A 16,705-nucleotide genomic window follows, 5' to 3' on the forward strand; every position below is an offset into this window, starting at 1 on the left:
GCTGCCCCCCCGCGGCCGCCGGCGGCGCCGGAGCCCGCCATGACCCTGCAGCGGGAGGGGGAGCCCGAACCCGGCGCCCTCGAGCGCTACGGCCGTGACCTCACCGCCGCCGCCCGGGCCGGCCAGCTCGATCCGGTGGTGGGCCGCGACACCGAGATCCGCCGGCTGATCCAGGTGCTTTCCCGGCGCAGCAAGAACAACCCGGTGCTGATCGGTGAGCCCGGTGTCGGCAAGACGGCCGTGGCTGAATCCCTGGCCCAGCGGATCGTGGCCGGTGAGGTGCCCGATGCCCTCCGGGGCCTGCGGCTGGTGGCCCTGGACCTGGGGGCCCTGATCGCCGGGGCCAAGTTCCGCGGCCAGTTCGAGGAGCGCCTGCGCAGCGTGCTGGCCGAGGTCCGCGACAACGACGGGGTGCGCGGCGAGGACGGGGAAGGCGGCCGTGCCGGCGGTGTGGTGCTGTTCATCGACGAGCTGCACACGGTGGTGGGCAGCGACCGCTCCGGCGCCGATGCGGCCAGCATCCTCAAGCCGGTGCTGGCCCGCGGCGACCTGCGCTGCATCGGCGCCACCACACCCGAGGACTACCGGCGCAGCATCGAAAAGGATCCCGCCCTGGAACGCCGTTTCCAGCAGGTGGTGATCCGCGAGCCCGATGGTCCCACCTGCCTCGAGATCCTGCGGGGGCTGAAGGAGCGCTACGAGCTCCACCATGGCGTCACCATCACCGATGGGGCCCTGGTGGCGGCGTCTCGGCTGGCCTCCCGCTACATCAGCGACCGCTGCCTGCCGGATTCGGCCATCGACCTGATCGATGAGGCCGCCGCCAACCTGCGCATGGAGGCCACCTCCAAGCCCCAGGTGGTGGAGGCGGCCGAGGCGGAACTGCGGCGGGTGGAACTGGCGCTGCTGGCCGCCGAGGCGGCGCCCCTGGAGGAGCGGGTGCAGCTGCAGGAGCAGCGGCGCCTCGCCCATGAGCAGCTCGACCGCCTGCAGCGGCGCTGGGCGGGGGAGCGGGAGCGCCTGGGGGAGCTGCGCGAGCTGCTGCAGCAGGACGAGGACCTGCGCCACGCCATCGCCGAAGCCGAGCGGGACGGGGACCTGGAGGAGGCGGCCCGGCTGCAGTACGACCAGCTGCACGGGGTGCAGCAGCGCCGGGCGGCCCTGGAGGCGGAACTGCAGAGCGATCCGATGCTGCGGGAGCAGGTGGAGGAGGGTGACATCGCCGATGTGGTGGCCCGCTCCACCGGCATCCCCATCCAGCGGCTGCTGGCCGGCGAACGCCAGAAGCTGCTCGAGCTGGAGCAGCGGCTCGGGGAACGGGTGATCGGCCAGCCCGAGGCGGTGGCGGCGGTGGCAGCCTCGATCCGCCGCTCCCGCGCCGGCATGCAGGCCCCCACCCGGCCGGTGGGGTCGTTCCTGTTCCTGGGGCCCACGGGGGTGGGCAAGACGGAACTGGCCAAGGCCCTGGCGGCGGCCCTCTTCGATGAGGAGGAGGCCCTGGTGCGGCTCGACATGAGCGAATTCATGGAGCGCAACGCCGTTGCCCGCCTGGTGGGGGCCCCCCCGGGCTACGTGGGCTACGAGGAGGGCGGCCAGCTCACCGAGGCCGTGCGCCGCCGCCCCTATGCGGTGCTGCTGCTGGATGAGGTGGAGAAGGCCCACCCCGATGTCTTCAACCTGCTGCTGCAGGTGCTCGACGACGGCCGCCTCACCGATTCCCAGGGCCGCACGGTCGATTTCCGCCACACCGTGGTGATCATGACCAGCAACCTGGCCAGCCGCGCCATCCTCGAGCGGGCCCGCGCCGCCCCCTCCGCCGGCGAGGCGAGGGATCCCGGCCCCGAGGAGGGGGAGCAGGCCCGGGACCGCAGCCTCGATCGGGCGGTGGAGGAGGCCCTCTCTCGCCAGTTCCGGCCGGAGTTTCTCAACCGCATCGACGAGGTGATCCGGTTCCGTCCCCTCGCCCGCGCCGATCTGGAGCGGATCGTGCGGCTGCAGCTGGCGGAGCTGGCCCTGCTGCTGCGGGAGCAGCACCTGGAGCTGGAGATCGAAGAGGCCGTCGTGGTGGCCCTGGCCGCCCAGGGCTACGAACCCGAGTACGGGGCCCGGCCCCTGCGCCGGGTGCTGCGGCGTCGCATCGAGAACCCGCTGGCCACCGAGCTGCTGGAGGATCACTTCACGACGGCCCGGGGGGTGCGGCTGGAGCTCGCCGGACCCGGAGAGGCGGGCTTCCGCTTCGTTCCCCTGGCGGACACCCGGGAGGGACGTCCGGTAGGGTGATCGTTTGTCGATGTCTGCCGACACCAGGGCAGCCATCGGAATCCACACCGTGGACCCCATCCCCCCTGCCACCACCACCACGAGCAGTCCCGACGGGCCCCTGGCCCGCGGGAACGGCACGTCCGCGCCCGACGACGGTCCGGATGGCTTCCCCTCCGAGGAGAAGGAGCCCACCGGCTTCGTGGCGGTCACCCTCGCGGAGCTGCGCAAGGTCGTCTGGCCGAGCCGCCAGCAGCTGTTCAGCGAGTCGGTGGCGGTGATCCTGATGGTGAGCCTTTCGGCCGCGGCGATCGCTGCGATCGACCGCTTCTACCACTGGGGATCAACCCAGATCTTCCGTTGATGACCCTTCCCCTGCCTGCCGTGCCTGAGATCGAACCGGACGCCCCCGAGGTGCTGGAGCTCCCCGCCGAGGGTACGGATCCCACTGGGGAGGTCCTCGACATCGCCGCCGAGGGCGGGGCCGAGGCGGCCGAAGCCGCTGAAGCCGCCAAGCCCCAGGTGGCCCGCTGGTTCGCGGTCCAGGTGGCTTCCAGCTGCGAGAAGAAGGTCAAGGCCACCCTGGAGCAGCGGGCCGTCACCCTGGGGGTGAGCAACCGGATCCTCGAGATCGAGATCCCCCAGACCCCCGGTGTGAAGCTGAAGAAGGACGGCAGCCGCCAGTCGATCGAGGAGAAGGTGTTCCCCGGCTACGTGCTGGTGCGCATGGTCCTCGATGAGGACACGATGATGGCGGTGCGCAGCACCCCCAACGTCATCAACTTCGTGGGGCAGGAGGAGCGCCGCGCCACCGGCAAGGCCCGCGGCCACATCCGGCCCCGGCCCCTCAGCCGCCAGGAGGTCGACCGCATCTTCAAGCGTGCCGCCGAGAAGAAGCCCGTCCTCAAGGTCGACCTCACCGAGGGGGATCAGATCCTCGTCACCGCCGGTCCGTTCAAGGACTTCCAGGGCGAGGTGATCGAGGTCTCCGGCGAACGCAGCAAGCTGAAGGCCCTCCTGTCGATCTTCGGCAGGGAGACCCCAGTGGAGCTCGAGTTCTCCCAGATCAGCAAACAGAGCTGATCGAACGGCGGCCGCCTCCCTGCGGAGGGCGGCCCCGGGTGGCCCCCTCGAGGGCCGCCATCCCGCCGGGCCGGCCCCCGCCCCGGCGATCCGCAACGCTCCCGCAACGGAGTTCCGTCCCACGCTCCCGCAAGGGAGTTCCGTCCCGCACTCCCGCAAGGGAGTTCCGTCCCCCAGCCCAGCCGATGGCCAAGAAAGTCGTAGCTGTGATCAAGCTGGCCCTCCAGGCCGGCAAAGCGAACCCCGCACCACCGGTGGGCCCTGCCCTCGGTCAGCACGGGGTCAACATCATGGCGTTCTGCAAGGAGTACAACGCCCGCACCCAGGAGAAGGCCGGGTACGTGATCCCGGTGGAGATCTCGGTCTTTGAAGACCGCAGCTTCACCTTCATCACCAAGACCCCACCCGCCTCGGTGCTGATCTCCAAGGCCGCCGGCATCGAGAAGGGTGCCGCCACGTCCGCCAAGGGAGCGGTGGGTGCCATCAGCCGCGCCCAGCTCGAGGAGATCGCCAAGACCAAGCTGCCCGACCTCAACTGCACCAGCGTCGAGTCGGCCATGCGCATCATCGAAGGCACCGCCCGCAACATGGGCGTCGCCGTCAAGGACTGACGGCCAGCGGTCGTCGTTCCACCCCGTCCACTTCTCCGCTTCATCACCTTTCTGGGGGAGACCGATCACGGTCGTCCGCACCCCTTACCGCCATGACAAAAGTCTCCAAACGCTTCACCGCCCTCGCCGCCAAGGTGGAGGACCGCGCCTACGAACCGCTCGAGGCCCTCGCGCTGGTCAAGGACACCGCCACCGCCAGGTTCGACGAAACCATCGAAGCCCACGTGCGCCTGGGCATCGACCCCAAGTACACCGACCAGCAACTGCGCACCACCGTGGCCCTGCCCCACGGCACCGGCCAGACCATCCGCATTGCCGTGATCGCCCGGGGCGAGAAGGTGGCCGAGGCCAAGGCCGCCGGTGCCGACCTGGCCGGCGACGATGAGCTGGTCGACCAGATCGCCGGTGGCGCGATCGACTTCGATCTGCTGATCGCCACCCCCGACATGATGCCGAAGGTGGCCAAGCTCGGCCGGGTGCTCGGTCCCCGCGGCCTGATGCCGAACCCCAAGGCCGGCACCGTCACCACCGATCTGGGCGGCGCCATCAGCGAGTTCAAGGCCGGCAAGCTGGAGTTCCGGGCCGACCGGGCCGGCATCGTCCACGTGCGTTTCGGCAAGGCCAGCTTCGACACCGCCAAGCTGCTGGAGAACCTCAAGGCCCTGCAGGAAACCATCGACCGCAACAAGCCCAGCGGTGCCAAGGGCCGCTACTGGCGCAGCCTCTACGTCGCCTCCACCATGGGCCCCTCGGTGCAGGTCGACTTCGCCGCTCTCCAGGACATCAAGCAGGAGAGCTGAGCGTCCGCGGTGCCTGCCTCCTCATGGCTGCGGATCGGCGGCTGGGTGGCCCTGCCGCTCACCCTGCTGGCGCTGGGGTGGGGCCTGTTCTCCAGGCCCCCGTCCTCTTCGATGGCGGTGGAGCCAGCCCAGACCCCGCGCCGTGATGCCCCGGTCACCTTCGTCGGCGATTCGCTCACGGCCCAGGGCGACTGGCAGGCGGCCTTCCCCGATCGCGTGGTGTTCAACCAGGGCATCAGCGGCGACACCAGCTTCCAGCTGATGGCCCGCCTGCCGCAGATCCGCCGGACTGACGCCGGTACCTACCTGGTGATGGTGGGCATCAACGACATCGTCTGGGGCTACGACCCCGGCCGGGTCGCCGCCCGCATCCAGTGGCTGCGGACCGGCCTCCAGATCGGCACGGGGGCCCGGGTGATCATCCAGTCCACGATTCCCTGCGCCAGCTTCCGCTGCGGTGCCGACGGGGTCCGCCGGGTGGCGGAGCTCAACGCCCTGCTCGCCAGCCAGACGCCTCCCCGGGACTTCGTCGATCTGACGCCGGTGATGGCGGACGGCGATGGACTCAGGCGTGCCTACACGGTGGATGGCGTGCATCTCAACGCCGCCGGTTATGCCCGCTGGGTGGCGCGGCTGAGGGAGCTGGGCCTGCCGTGATGTAGGTTCAAGAGCTGGATTCGTCCAGAAGGGCACGCGCCCAACCCAAGACAGCAGGTCGTCAGGGTCACCGATTCCGGTCGGTCGTTCACTGCCGTAAGTCCTGCCGAGGTTCACGCGATTGGTTTTTGCCTGTGCTGGGGTCTCCAATGGAGTCCTTCAGATCGGAGCGGAGCGATGAGCGGCCTCGAAGCCACCCGCAAGGGATGGCTGTCCGGACCGCGTTCCCTGCTTGTTCCCCCGATCCGATCCACCTCCTATGGGCCGCACGCTGGAGAACAAGCAACAGATCGTCGAAGAGCTCAAGGGGCTCCTCGGTGAAGCCGAAATGGCGCTGGTCCTCGATTTCAAGGGCCTGACCATCAAGGAGATGACTGATCTGCGGACCCGTCTGCAGGCCAGCAACGGTGTGTGCAAGGTGACCAAAAACACCTTGATGCGCCGTGCCATTGATGGTGACAGCGCCTGGTCGGATCTCGATTCCCTGCTCACCGGCACCAATGCCTTCGTCCTGGTCAAGGGCGATGTCGGCGGTGCGGTGAAGGCCCTGCAGTCCTTCCAGAAGGACAGCAAGAAGTCGGAAGTGAAGGGCGGCCTTTTCGAAGGCAAGCTCCTTTCCCCAGACGACATCAAGGCCATCGGGGATCTGCCCTCCAAGGAGGTGCTCATGGCCCAGATCGCTGGTGCGATCAACGGCCTGGCCACCAAGCTGGCTGTGGGCATCAACGAGGTTCCGTCCGGTCTCGCCAGGGCGCTCAAGCAGCACGCCGAATCCGGCGAAGGTTGAGTTCGCACCCGCGAACCCCTGGGCTCCACCGATCCTCCCGTTCTGTTGCTGATTCCCCCCCATGTCCGCTACCACCGACCAGATTCTCGAACAACTGAAAACCCTCTCCCTGCTTGAGGCTTCCGAGCTCGTCAAGCAGATTGAAGAGGCCTTCGGCGTGTCCGCCGCCGCTTCGGCTGGCGTCGTTGTGGCCGCCGCCGCCCCCGGTGCCGCCGCTGAGGCCGTCGAGGAGCAGACCGAATTCGACGTCATCCTCGATGGCTTCGATGCGGCCGCCAAGATCAAGGTGCTCAAGGCCGTCCGCGAGGCCACCGGCCTCGGTCTGGGCGAAGCCAAGGCCCTGGTCGAAGCCGCTCCCAAGGCTGTCAAGGAAGGCATCTCCAAGGCCGATGCCGAAGCTCTCAAAAAGAGCATCGAAGAAGTGGGTGGCAAGGTCTCCATCAAGTGACCCGCCGTCGCCGGGCCTCCTGGTCCGGCAACCCCCTCTGTTGTCAGCCGGTCCTTCGGGGCCGGCTTTTTCATGGGCTGTTCCGTGGCTGGCGCGCTGGTCGGTGCCGTGGCCCACGGGATGGCGGAACGATCCAGGCATAAAAAAGAGCCCCGCCGAAGGCAGGGCTCTGGAGATGGAACGATTCCGGGAGTCTGTCCTCGTTTCGACCCTGGAAGAGCGTCCTTCACTCCTCACGAGATCAATTTAAACGGGGCGAAAGGGGGATGGCGGCAGGGGGGACCGGAGATTCAACTGGCCACAGCCCCGGCCCCGCCCCGGCTCAGAGCCCTTCGCCACCACTGCCACTACCGCTGCCGCTGTAGGGAATCACCTGGAGGGCGACGGCCCGCCCGGAGCTGCCCATCGCCATGCTGTCCTCGCCCTGGCCCGCGGCCGGTTCGATGGGGGTGAGGGCCGGGGGCTGGGCCCGGCCGGGGCCGAGGGGCCGGCGCCAGGTGGGGGAGCCGCCGGCGTTGGCGATCAGCTGATCCAGGGGGGTGGGGCTGGCGAAGTAGAGGTGGCTCAGGGCCCGTTCCCCGTAGGTGCGCCGTTTCAGATCCCAGCCCTGCTCGAGCCTGAGGGCCACGAAGCCGTCGCGATCCCGCAGGGGAATGTCGGCCCTGCCCACCACGAGGATGGCCGAGGTGCCCGGGGAAATGGCCTGGAGCTCCAGGCGGGATCCCACCTGCTGCACCCGCAGCCGGTAGGCGGTGCCAAGGTCCTGCTCGGCGACCCGCAGGGAATAGCCGTTGCTGTCGAGGTAGCGGTTGCAGATGCCGGTGTAGTCGAACCGGTTGAGGGTCGGATCCACCAGGCCATCCGGCCGGGCCTGCCAGCAGGCGGGCTGGGGCGTCAGCTGCTCCAGCACCAGGAGCGTCCAGTCGTTGTCGCCCACCGGGCGCGCCAGCACCGCAAAGCGATCGGCGTCGACGTCGGCGCTCTGGAAGAGACCGGCGGCCATGGCCAGCCGGGGCTGGACCATCGGCAGGCCGGCTCCGGCCAGGGCCAGGCCCGCCAGGGCCAGGTAGGTTCGCTGCATGGGAACACCTCCAGGGCCCGGGCGTTCTCCGGGAGAGAGGGACCCATTCAAGCGATGCTGTCAAGACGACTCCATGGGTGATCGACCGGTGCGGGTAGTGGCTGCCGCCTGTGATGGGGCCTGCAGCGGCAACCCCGGCCCGGGGGGCTGGGGAGCCCTGCTGCGCTTCGAGGACGGCTCCCGTCGGGAGCTGGGGGGTTCGGATGGGGCCACCACCAACAACCGCATGGAGCTGACCGCCGCCCTGGCGGTGCTGGAGGCTTTGCGGGAGCTGCCGCGCCACCCGGATCTGGTGCTTCGCACCGACAGCCGCTATCTGATCGACGGCTTCGAGAAGTGGATGGCCGGCTGGAAGCGCAAGGGATGGCGCACCGCGTCCGGCGGGGCCGTGCTCAACCGTGATCTCTGGGAGCGGCTGGATGCCGCCCGGCTACCGGGGCTGGCCCTGCGCCACGTGCGCGGCCACAGCGGCGATCCGGACAACGACCGCTGTGATGCGATCGCGGTCGCCTTCTCCCGCGGCCAGTCCCCGGCCCTGGCGACCGAAGCCCGGCCCGGCCGGTCGCCGGCGCCGGGAGCCCCTGCCGCCGCCGATCCGGAGCCGGACGTCCCCGCGGCCGGGTCCCCGGCGGGGGCCGACCCCTCGGATCCGGCCCCGCCGTCGCTCCAGCATCTGCTCTCCCGGCTAGAGCTGGCCGACCGACTGGCGGCGGGCGGCTACAGCCTGCGGACCGTCGAGCTCGCCAGGCTGCTGGAGGTGCCCACGGCCCGTCTCGAAGGGAAGGTGGAGCCCTGGCCCTGGCGCGACTGGCTCGTCAGACCCCTGGGCAACGGAAGCTGGCGCCTGGAGCGCGGCGCGGGAGGATTGGACAGGCCGCAGTGAGGAGACAGGGATGCCGCAGGAGCCAACGACCAGCGGCGGCCCGGTGGGAACCGGCGCCCTCTATGCCCGGTTCGTCGGGCCCCTGCTGCGCCGTGACGACGGCGCCGATGCCGAGCAGCTGAGCCGGATGACCCTCCTGGCCCTGGGGCAGGCGGCCCTGCGCCGCAACTGGCCCCTGGTGAGCGGCAGCCTGGAGGGCCTCGGGGCGGAGCTGCAGCGGCGCGATCCCCGGCTGGAGCAAACCCTGTTCGGCTGTCGCTTCGCCAATCCGGTGGGGCTGGCGGCGGGCTTCGACAAGAACGGGGTGGCGGCCGCCATCTGGCACCGCTTCGGCTTCGGCTTCGCCGAGCTGGGCACCATCACCTGGCAGCCCCAGCAGGGCAACCCGCGGCCGCGGCTGTTCCGGCTGGCCGAGGAACGGGCGGCCCTCAACCGCATGGGGTTCAACAACGACGGGGCCCGGGGGGTGCGCCGGACCCTGGAACGGCAGCACCTGCCACCCCCCGGGCAAAGGCCCGCGGTGCTCGGCATCAACCTGGGGAAATCGAAGGCCGTGTCGCTGGAGATGGCCCCGGACGATTACGCGGCCTCCCTGGAGCTTCTGGCCCCCCTGGCCGATTACGCCGTGGTCAACGTCAGCTCGCCCAACACCCCGGGGCTGCGGGACCTGCAGGAGGAGGCCCAGCTCCGGCGCCTGGTGGAGCGGCTGCGGCGCCTGCCCGCCTGCCCGCCCCTGCTGGTCAAGATCGCCCCCGACCTGGAGGACGACGCCATCGACACCATCGCCCGGCTGGCCTACGAGGAGGGGCTGGCCGGCGTGATCGCCGTGAACACCTCGGTCCACCGGCTCGGCCTGGACGGTCGCCGGCTGGTGGCCACGGGCCGGACCCTGGCCGAGGAGAACGGAGGGCTGAGCGGCCGCCCACTGCGCCGGCGGGCGGTTGAGGTGCTGCGGCGGCTGCGGGCGACCGCCGGCCCGGCCCTGCCGCTGATCGGAGTGGGGGGCATCGATTCGGCCGAGGCCGCCTGGGAGCGGATCAGCGCGGGAGCCTCCCTGATCCAGATCTACACCGGTTGGATTTATGAAGGCCCCGTACTTGTGCCGTCGATTCTGGAGGGATTGTCGCGGCAGCTGGACGCCCATGGATGCCGGACGCTTTCGGAAGTTGTAGGTTCGGGGATGCCTTGGCGTCCGTGATTCGGTAACTTTCGCAGGCACCGGATCGGAGCCTTGGTTTTTTCTGGCCTGATCGGCTTGAAGGATGATCTGGAAGATCGTCTGAGGCCCATCCGCGCTCAGCTCTTCCCGCGCCAGTTGCTGCTGGAGCTTCAGGACGACTTCCTGAAGGGGCAGGTGCTGAGGGGGTCGGGGCCGGAGGCCGTGAGCATCGATCTGCCCCTGCCGCCCCTCACCTGTCTGGATGGGCAGCCCCTGGAAAAGGAGCCCCTCGGTGATCTGATCGGCGATCTTCTGGTGCGTGACGGCCTGCTCGATGCCGTCGTCCTGGCCTCCCTTCCCGAGGGCGCAGCGCAATGGCGGGTTCTCGACTGGCCGTTCGAGGCCATCCCCGACGATCCCATCGCGGCCCTGCGCACCATTGATCCCCCCCTGAATCTGGCGGTTCCCCTGGCGGAGGCCACGATCGATCTGCGGCCCCTGGCCGGATCCACCCCCCGGCTGCTGATGGCGGTGGCCCCAAGAAAGCTGGTGGACGACTGGATCGATGTCTTCAACCTGGCCGGCGTGCAGCTGGAGCGGCTGGCCCCGGCCCAGTCATGCCGGCTGGCGGCGGTCACCTCCCTGCTGGAGGCGGCTCCCGAGGATGAACTGACCGTGCTGCTGCATCCGCTGCCGGCGGGCGGCCAGCTGCTGCTGCTGCGAGGAACGGAGCCGGTCTTCGACTGGTCCCTGCCCGAGGACGACGGGTCCCTCATCCAGGAGGTGAATCGCTGCGTGACCTTCTACCGTCGCCGGGACCCCTCCATCCGTCGGCTCCGGCTGTTGCTCAGCGCACCTCTCCCCAGCCAGGACCGCCTGCAGGACGCCCTGGGCGTGCGGGCCGAGATCCTCACCCCTGAGCCCTTCGGCTCCCTGGTGCTCCAGGGGCTGGCGATGGCGGAGTCGATCCGATGAGCCCGCCGATCCTCGATCTGCTTCGGGAGAGGCGCAAGGAACTCGGCCAGGAGAGCATGGTCTCGGCCCTGCAGGACCGGCGCCCCCTGCTGCTGCGCGGTGCCCTGATCGGGGCGATCGTCCTGGGCGGGTCCGTCCTGGCCACCGCCCTGGTGTTCCTCCGCTTCCAGTACGTCCGGATGCAGACCGCCCAGCTGACCCGGTTCGAGGCCGAGTCCACCCAGATGCAGGCGGAGATGGCGGCCAGCCGGGCCAAGCTCGACCAGCTCGCGGCCACCAACCGCAGCCTGACCGAGGGCCTCACCACCCTTCGCACCTCCTCGGCCCTCCTGGCCGACCTGCAGCTGCGCACCCCCGAAGGCATCCAGATCCAGAGCGCCGAGGCGGAAGGCACGAACCTGGTGCTCAAGGGACAGGCCCTCGATCCCCTGGCCTTCGCCCGCATCAATGCCCTGCAGCTGGAGCTGTCCCGCTCCCCGCTGCTGAACCCCAAGGGAGTGGCGCTCGTCAAGCTGGAGCGGGTTCCGCCCGGCGATGCAACGCCCGGGCAGGCCGGGGCCCCCACCCCGGCGCCCACACCCGCGACAGTCCGCTTCGAGCTGTCGGGGCCGTTCGCCACCCTGCCCCCCGCCCGACAGCTGAGCGTGATGCGCCAGCTGGGATCGGAGGGCATGGTGCGCCGGCTGCAACTTCTCCAGGCGGAGGGCCTCATCCCATGACCAACCTTCAGCAGGGTTCCAAGCGCCTTCCGGTCGCCAGCCTGCGCCTGATCTGGCTGCTGCTGCCGGTGGGCGTGCTGGGCGGGCTCGGGCTGCTCCTGATCCTGGTGGGCCTGGTGCCCCTCTGGGCCGGCCTGCAGCGCGACAACCAGCGCCTCCAGGAACTGGAGCAACTGCGGGACCAGGTGACGCTGATGCGGGGTCAGCTGGTGACCACCCAGGAGAGCACCGAGGCCGCCATGGCCAGCAAGGCCAAGATCGAGCGGCTGATCACGGGCAACGGCGACCTGTCCACGTTCCTGGCCATGCTCGACCGTGAGGCCGCCGCTTCGGGCGTCGAGCTGACCCTGTTCGAGCCCACCCAGGCCGCAGCTCCTGCCGCCACCACCGCCCCCAATGCCCCCCCTCCGCCCGCCCCTGCGCCGGGAGCGCCAGGCGCTGCACCTGCTGCACAGGGCAAGGCGGCCAATGACCCACTGGCTCTTCAGGGCCTCACCCTGCGCACCCTGCTGGTGTCGGCCAAGGGGTCGTTCCCGTCCCTGCTGTCCTTCCTCAGGCGGCTGGAGGCTCTCAACGTGCTGGTGGTCCAGAGCGATCTCAGCCTCACTCTCCCAGACGATGCCCCCTCCGACGGTGCAGCGGCCAGCCGCGGCGGCGTCCGGCCCGTGGTGATGAAGCTCACCCTGGGCCTCTACAGCCGCACCCCCGCCCAAGCCGCACCTCCGGCGGCGACGGCCACCCCCGCATCCCCTGGGAGTCCCGCTCCTCCAGCGACACCCGCTCCAGCACCTGCCCCTGCACCATCCAGCTGACCATGCCAATCCATCGCGACTCGGCAACTGGCCGTTTCGCACAATCGCCGATACCATTCAGCCGATTCGGAGATCAACAGAACGTGGCAAAACGTCAGTGGCGGCGCGTTCTTTCTGTTTCTCTCGGCGTAGTGATCCTGCAGGGCACGGGCGTGTCCACCGCGGACGCCGCTGTCGCCACGTCCCGGGCAGGGGGTGTCTCCAGCACCCGGCTGTCTGAGATCGCCCAGGCCAGCGGCAGCCTCGACATCAAGCTGCGTCGCCTGCCGGATTCCGTCGAGGTGGTGATCGAGGGCACCGGCCCATCGCCGATGCTTCAGCAGACCACCCAGGGAGCCGTCTGGCTGGGCCGGCTGCAGACCGCCCAGCCGATGACCCTGCGCCGCGGCCCTGTGAGGCTCTCCCTGCCCGAGGCGGGGCTGCAGAGCATCAGCTTCGAGGGTTCGGGCAACGTCTTCGATCTGAAGGTCTCCCCCACCCCGGGATTCCCGGTGGGCCGGCCCGTGGTGAGTGGGGATGGCCGCAGCCTGATCCTCACCTTCAACGCTCCGGCGCAGCCCACCCTCCAGACCCTCACCCCCAACGTCACCACGCCGGGACGGGTCCCCCAGCCCGGCTTCGTTCCGCCCCTGCAGCCCCGCGCGGTGGCCCCGCCGCTGGGGGACATGGCGGTGGGCACCATGACCATCAGCAATCCCAGCTACGTGAGCGTCAGTGGGCCGCCGGTCACCATGACCCTCCGCAACGCCCCTGCCAAGGATGTGCTGATGGCCCTCAGCCAGCTGGGGGGCTACGGCTTCGTCTATGTCGGCGATACCCCTGCGGCGGGCTCCACCCCGGCACCAACGGCCGCGGGCACGTCCCCTGACATGCGGCCCATCTCCATCTCCTTCCGACGGGAGAACTACGGGAGGGCAATCAACTCGGCGCTCCTGGCGGCGGGGCTGCAGGGCAAGCGCGACGGCAACACGATCTTCGCCGGCCCCAACGTGCTGGCCAAGAGCTTCGGTGCCCAGCTCTCCAAGGTGTACCGCCTGAACCAGGTGCCTGCGAACTCGGCCGCTGACTACCTGGCCAACCTTGGTGCCCAGGTCACCAAGACCAACACGATCACCACGGCAGTGTCCGAGGGGGTCGCCGCCACCGCCGCCCCCGCCGGCAGCCCCACGGCCTCCACGACCACGGCAAGCACCACCACCACGGTGGAATCCTTCGGGGCCACGAACGGCCCCCTCATCGGCCTGCGGGCCACCACCGACACCCGCCTTGGCACCATCACCCTGGTGGGCGCCCCGCGGCTGGTGGCCATCGCCGAGCAGTACCTCCGGCAGCTGGATCTGCGCCAGCGGCAGGTGGCCCTGTCGGTGAAGATCCTGGATGTGAACCTCCAGAACGACACTGAGCTTTACAACAGCTTCGCCTTCCGCTGGGGCAACAATTTCATCGTCAACGACAACGGCACTCTGGCGGCGAACTTCGGCGGCGTTCTTGGTGGGGCTTCCGTTCAGCGAGGTCTCGATGCGCCGTTGCTTCCCGGACAGCCACTTGCAGGATTTGTGGGTCAGGTCAACCCTGGCGCGGCCAACAATATTGTAAACGATATCAATGGCAATCCAATTGGCACTGCTCCTGCCTATCCCAATAACAACTTCTTCGATTTCTTCCAAGCCCGCATCCTTTCCGATAACTCTAAGGTGCTCGCCAGCCCCACCCTCATCCTCCAGGAAGACCCTTCCATATTGCGAGACGACTCTGCGGGGGGAGGAGCAGGTGGAGCAGCAGGTGGGGGGGAAGGTTCCAGCATTTTCTCCTCGGCATTCGATGATATCGACGCTCCCATCGGTCGCCGGAGAGGTAATGAGGGCGTGGTTCGGGTCGGGATCAACGTTCCAACGGAAGTTTCCACCACCATCACGGGAACGGCGGGAGCCGTCACCTGTTCCATCGATCAGCTGTCCACCGCAGGTCTTGTGCTGGGGGCACGGGTTCAGAAGATCGACGACAATGGCTTCGTCACCTTCTCCCTCTCTCCCAGCATTTCGGCCGTGGAGAGAGAAATCACCGCCGGTGGCTGCCCTCCGATCAGCATCCTCCGTGTACGCCGCCTGGATACGGGTGTCGTTCGCGTCCGGGATGGTCAGACCCTGATCCTCACGGGTGTCATCTCCGATTTCGATCGGGCTCTGGTCTCGAAATGGCCGATTCTGGGGGACATTCCCATCATCGGCCAGTTCTTCCGGGCCTCGTCCAACAACCGCGAAAAGCGGGAGCTGGTGATCATGGTGACGCCGCGCATCATCAATGACACCGAAGGTGGCACCTACGGCTACGGCTACCAGCCCTCCACCCCGGCCTCCCGGGCCTTCCTGGGCGGCGAGCCCCAGCCCCCCATGACCCCCTGATCGGGGACACCCCCTGATTCAGAACGCCAGGGGCAGCAGGAACTTCATTGCCAGCGGGGCCACGGCCGAAGCGAACGAGGCGGCTCCGGAGAGCATCTGGCCGCCCATGCCGCTGCCCTGGTTGGCCTTCTTGCCGGGCTTCAGCAGGGCGGTGGCCACCTCGGTGAGTTGCTTGGCCTGGGCCTCCTCGCCGGCCTGGCCGTAGAGGACGGCGGCGTAATTCAGGTCTGCCGCGGCCAGGTCGGTCTTGCCCTGTTCGGTGCGGCTGAGGCCCCGGGCCACCCAGCTGATCGCCGCGTCCGGCTGCAGGCGGATCGCCTCGGAAAACAGCTGCTCCGCCTGGGGATGGCGCCCCTCCAGGGCGGCGGTGACCCCGGCGTTGTGGAGTTCCGGGTAGCTCAGCACCGTGGGCGCCACTCCCCGGGCGTCCTGCCAGTGGCTGCGGGCCAGTCCGCCGGGATCGATCTGGGCGCCGCTGAGGTCGCTCTGGCGCAGGTCGGTGCCCTCCAGATCGGCCCCGCGCAGATCCGCACCCCGCAGGGATGCCCCCTGCAGGCTGGTGAAGCGCAGGTCGGCCCCCTTGAGGTTGGCCCCATCCAGCCGGGCCTGGCCCAGATTGGCGCGCTGGAGCTTGGCGCCGCGCAGGTCGGCGTCGCGCAGGTCGGCGTGCACCAGGTCGGCGTCCTGCAGCTTGCAGCGCGGGCAGTCGCGCTGGCCCAGCAGCCGCATCAGATCGGCGTCGCTGCCCGCCTGCACAGGACCGCCCAGTAGCAGCACCAGCAGCGCCGGCCCGGCAAGACGGCGGGCGGACCCTTGGCCTGACCCTTGGAGCGTGGTCATGGTCGCCGGTTCAGGGGTGGTCCCGTTGTACCGCTTCCGCCGGGCGGTTGCCGGTCCGCAGGGAACGGCGCAGCACCCGTCCCAGCCGATGGGCCGTTCGTCGTCCCGCCCTGCTGGGGCCGCTGGCGAAGCGCTGCTGTTGGTAGTTGGCGACAAAGGCCTCCAGGGGATCGGCCAGGGACGGCCAGCGCTGGCTCAGGCGCCGGGCGAAGCCGCCCAGGGTTTCCCCCGCCGCCGGTGCCATGCCCTGCCGGGCAAAGGCCCGCAGGGTGCGCTCCAGCTCCAGCCGCAGGGGATCACCACGGTGGCGCCGGCCCAGCCAGCCCAGGCCCCCCAGACCGGCGGCCAGGCTGACGGCCACCGCCAGCAGCACCACCACCCCCAGCAGGTGGCGCTGCTCGCCCAGCAGCCGGGCCACCAGGGCCTGCTGTTGTTCGCCGTCGTACCCGAGCCACCAGCGGGCCCAGGCGATGTCGAGGCCCCACCACTGCTGCTGGATCCAGTCCAGCGGGCCGCCGCCGGCCCGGCTCCCGGCCGCCACCCCTGAGCGCGCCAGGGGATCCCCTGCCGCCCAGGCGGTGGGATCGACGCGCCGCCAGCCCTCCCCGTCCAGCCACACCTCACTCCAGGCGTGGGCGTCGGCCTGGCGCAGGTCCACGTAGCCGGTGCCGCCCACCGGCTGCACCCACTGGCCGCCGCGGTAGCCGCTCACCACCCGCGCCGGCACCCCCGCCGCCCGCATCAGGGTGGTGAAGGCGCTGGCGTAGTGGCCGCAGAAGCCCAGCCGGCTCTCGAACAGGAAGTGGTCGAGGGGGGCTTCTCGCGGCAGGGCCCCGGGCTCGAGGGTGTAGCGGAAGGGCTGGCGGCGGAACCAGCCGCTGGCGGCCTCCAGCCGCTCCCGGTCGCTGCCGAGGCGCCGCCAGCCGGCGGCCAGGGCCTCCAGCCGAGGGTTTTCGCCCAGCGGCAGCAGCAGGTCGACGGGGCCGGGGGGGGCGGTGCGCCAGCCGGGCTGGTCCGCCGTCCGGGTCAGGGCGTAGACCCGCCGCTGGCTGCCCGGGGCCCGGTTCAGCAGTTCGCCGCTGCGCTGCAGGTTCAGGTCGGCGGACAAGGGCCGGCCGCTGCCGCTCCAGGGCACCGCCGCCAGGCCGCTGGGCTCGATCAGCCAGAGCTGGATCCCCTCCCCTGGCGC

General features: G+C 69.9%; 17 protein-coding genes. 14 read left to right on the forward strand and 3 right to left on the reverse strand.

The window, feature by feature from the left end:
* The 8 genes from KBY81_RS14080 to rplL form a co-directional block, all read left to right on the forward strand.
* Nucleotides 1-2,280: ATP-dependent Clp protease ATP-binding subunit (locus KBY81_RS14080; RefSeq protein WP_254976817.1), on the forward strand; the 2,280-nt coding region annotated here is incomplete at its 5' end.
* A 100-nt stretch (nucleotides 2,281-2,380) separates the two neighbouring features.
* Nucleotides 2,381-2,623, forward strand: a complete 243-nt coding sequence (secE, locus tag KBY81_RS14085; protein ID WP_236550635.1) for a preprotein translocase subunit SecE — start codon at nucleotides 2,381-2,383, stop codon at nucleotides 2,621-2,623.
* Nucleotides 2,623-3,342, forward strand: coding sequence for a transcription termination/antitermination protein NusG (gene nusG, locus KBY81_RS14090; RefSeq protein WP_254976818.1), 720 nt, complete (start codon nucleotides 2,623-2,625; stop codon nucleotides 3,340-3,342). Before secE ends, nusG begins: the two co-directional genes overlap by 1 nt.
* A gap of 185 nt (nucleotides 3,343-3,527) precedes the next feature.
* A complete protein-coding gene (gene rplK / locus KBY81_RS14095) occupies nucleotides 3,528-3,953 on the forward strand; it encodes a 50S ribosomal protein L11 (RefSeq protein WP_106219434.1) in 426 nt (141 codons plus the stop codon).
* A 92-nt stretch (nucleotides 3,954-4,045) separates the two neighbouring features.
* A complete protein-coding gene (gene rplA, locus KBY81_RS14100; RefSeq protein WP_106219433.1) occupies nucleotides 4,046-4,753 on the forward strand; it encodes a 50S ribosomal protein L1 in 708 nt (235 codons plus the stop codon).
* Between the two features lie 9 nt (nucleotides 4,754-4,762).
* On the forward strand, nucleotides 4,763-5,410 hold the full coding sequence (locus KBY81_RS14105) for a GDSL-type esterase/lipase family protein (RefSeq protein ID WP_254976819.1): 648 nt from the start codon (nucleotides 4,763-4,765) through the stop codon (nucleotides 5,408-5,410).
* A gap of 259 nt (nucleotides 5,411-5,669) precedes the next feature.
* Nucleotides 5,670-6,197 (forward strand): 50S ribosomal protein L10, encoded by a 528-nt coding sequence (gene rplJ / locus KBY81_RS14110; RefSeq protein ID WP_106219431.1) that lies wholly within the window; start codon nucleotides 5,670-5,672, stop codon nucleotides 6,195-6,197.
* A gap of 61 nt (nucleotides 6,198-6,258) precedes the next feature.
* Nucleotides 6,259-6,645 (forward strand): 50S ribosomal protein L7/L12, encoded by a 387-nt coding sequence (gene rplL / locus KBY81_RS14115; protein ID WP_106219430.1) that lies wholly within the window; start codon nucleotides 6,259-6,261, stop codon nucleotides 6,643-6,645.
* Between the two features lie 322 nt (nucleotides 6,646-6,967).
* On the opposite strand, the gene KBY81_RS14120 is transcribed toward rplL, so the two are convergent.
* Complete coding sequence (locus KBY81_RS14120; RefSeq protein ID WP_106219429.1) at nucleotides 6,968-7,726, reverse strand: DUF3747 domain-containing protein; 759 nt, start codon at nucleotides 7,724-7,726, stop codon at nucleotides 6,968-6,970.
* 73 nt (nucleotides 7,727-7,799) lie between these two features.
* Here KBY81_RS14120 and KBY81_RS14125 point away from each other — a divergent pair, with 73 nt between their 5' ends.
* The 6 genes from KBY81_RS14125 to KBY81_RS14150 all read left to right on the forward strand — a co-directional run bounded on the left by KBY81_RS14125 (nucleotide 7,800) and on the right by KBY81_RS14150 (nucleotide 14,676).
* On the forward strand, nucleotides 7,800-8,609 hold the full coding sequence (locus KBY81_RS14125) for a ribonuclease H (protein ID WP_254976820.1): 810 nt from the start codon (nucleotides 7,800-7,802) through the stop codon (nucleotides 8,607-8,609).
* 10 nt (nucleotides 8,610-8,619) lie between these two features.
* Nucleotides 8,620-9,807: a quinone-dependent dihydroorotate dehydrogenase gene (locus KBY81_RS14130; protein WP_254976821.1), complete on the forward strand. Its 1,188-nt coding sequence runs from the start codon at nucleotides 8,620-8,622 to the stop codon at nucleotides 9,805-9,807.
* 117 nt (nucleotides 9,808-9,924) lie between these two features.
* Nucleotides 9,925-10,743, forward strand: coding sequence for a hypothetical protein (locus tag KBY81_RS14135; RefSeq protein WP_254976822.1), 819 nt, complete (start codon nucleotides 9,925-9,927; stop codon nucleotides 10,741-10,743).
* On the forward strand, nucleotides 10,740-11,462 hold the full coding sequence (locus tag KBY81_RS14140; protein WP_254972225.1) for a PilN domain-containing protein: 723 nt from the start codon (nucleotides 10,740-10,742) through the stop codon (nucleotides 11,460-11,462). The genes KBY81_RS14135 and KBY81_RS14140 overlap by 4 nt, the downstream gene beginning before the upstream one ends.
* On the forward strand, nucleotides 11,459-12,274 hold the full coding sequence (locus KBY81_RS14145; protein WP_254976823.1) for a hypothetical protein: 816 nt from the start codon (nucleotides 11,459-11,461) through the stop codon (nucleotides 12,272-12,274). The genes KBY81_RS14140 and KBY81_RS14145 overlap by 4 nt, the downstream gene beginning before the upstream one ends.
* Before the next feature lie 152 nt (nucleotides 12,275-12,426).
* Complete coding sequence (locus KBY81_RS14150) at nucleotides 12,427-14,676, forward strand: type II secretion system protein GspD (RefSeq protein ID WP_254976824.1); 2,250 nt, start codon at nucleotides 12,427-12,429, stop codon at nucleotides 14,674-14,676.
* A gap of 18 nt (nucleotides 14,677-14,694) precedes the next feature.
* On the opposite strand, the gene KBY81_RS14155 is transcribed toward KBY81_RS14150, so the two are convergent.
* Both KBY81_RS14155 and KBY81_RS14160 read right to left on the reverse strand, forming a co-directional pair.
* Entirely contained in the window at nucleotides 14,695-15,516 is an 822-nt protein-coding gene (locus tag KBY81_RS14155) for a pentapeptide repeat-containing protein (protein ID WP_106219422.1), read from the reverse strand.
* A 10-nt stretch (nucleotides 15,517-15,526) separates the two neighbouring features.
* The coding region (locus KBY81_RS14160; RefSeq protein ID WP_254976825.1) for a transglutaminase domain-containing protein at nucleotides 15,527-16,705 on the reverse strand (1,179 nt) is incomplete at its 5' end.

The sequence above is a fragment of the Cyanobium sp. Lug-B genome (genome assembly GCF_024345635.1).
GTDB classification, from domain to species: Bacteria; Cyanobacteriota; Cyanobacteriia; order PCC-6307; family Cyanobiaceae; genus Cyanobium; species Cyanobium minutissimum.

Coding starts and splice junctions, on each gene's coding strand:
- nusG (WP_254976818.1), top strand. CDS start 2,623: ATGACCCTTCCCCTGCCTGCCGTGCCTGAGATCGAACCGGACGCCCCC.
- rplK (WP_106219434.1), top strand. CDS start 3,528: ATGGCCAAGAAAGTCGTAGCTGTGATCAAGCTGGCCCTCCAGGCCGGC.
- rplA (WP_106219433.1), top strand. CDS start 4,046: ATGACAAAAGTCTCCAAACGCTTCACCGCCCTCGCCGCCAAGGTGGAG.
- rplJ (WP_106219431.1), top strand. CDS start 5,670: ATGGGCCGCACGCTGGAGAACAAGCAACAGATCGTCGAAGAGCTCAAG.
- rplL (WP_106219430.1), top strand. CDS start 6,259: ATGTCCGCTACCACCGACCAGATTCTCGAACAACTGAAAACCCTCTCC.
- KBY81_RS14120 (WP_106219429.1), bottom strand. CDS start 7,726: ATGCAGCGAACCTACCTGGCCCTGGCGGGCCTGGCCCTGGCCGGAGCC.
- KBY81_RS14125 (WP_254976820.1), top strand. CDS start 7,800: ATGGGTGATCGACCGGTGCGGGTAGTGGCTGCCGCCTGTGATGGGGCC.
- KBY81_RS14130 (WP_254976821.1), top strand. CDS start 8,620: ATGCCGCAGGAGCCAACGACCAGCGGCGGCCCGGTGGGAACCGGCGCC.
- KBY81_RS14140 (WP_254972225.1), top strand. CDS start 10,740: ATGAGCCCGCCGATCCTCGATCTGCTTCGGGAGAGGCGCAAGGAACTC.
- KBY81_RS14145 (WP_254976823.1), top strand. CDS start 11,459: ATGACCAACCTTCAGCAGGGTTCCAAGCGCCTTCCGGTCGCCAGCCTG.
- KBY81_RS14155 (WP_106219422.1), bottom strand. CDS start 15,516: ATGACCACGCTCCAAGGGTCAGGCCAAGGGTCCGCCCGCCGTCTTGCC.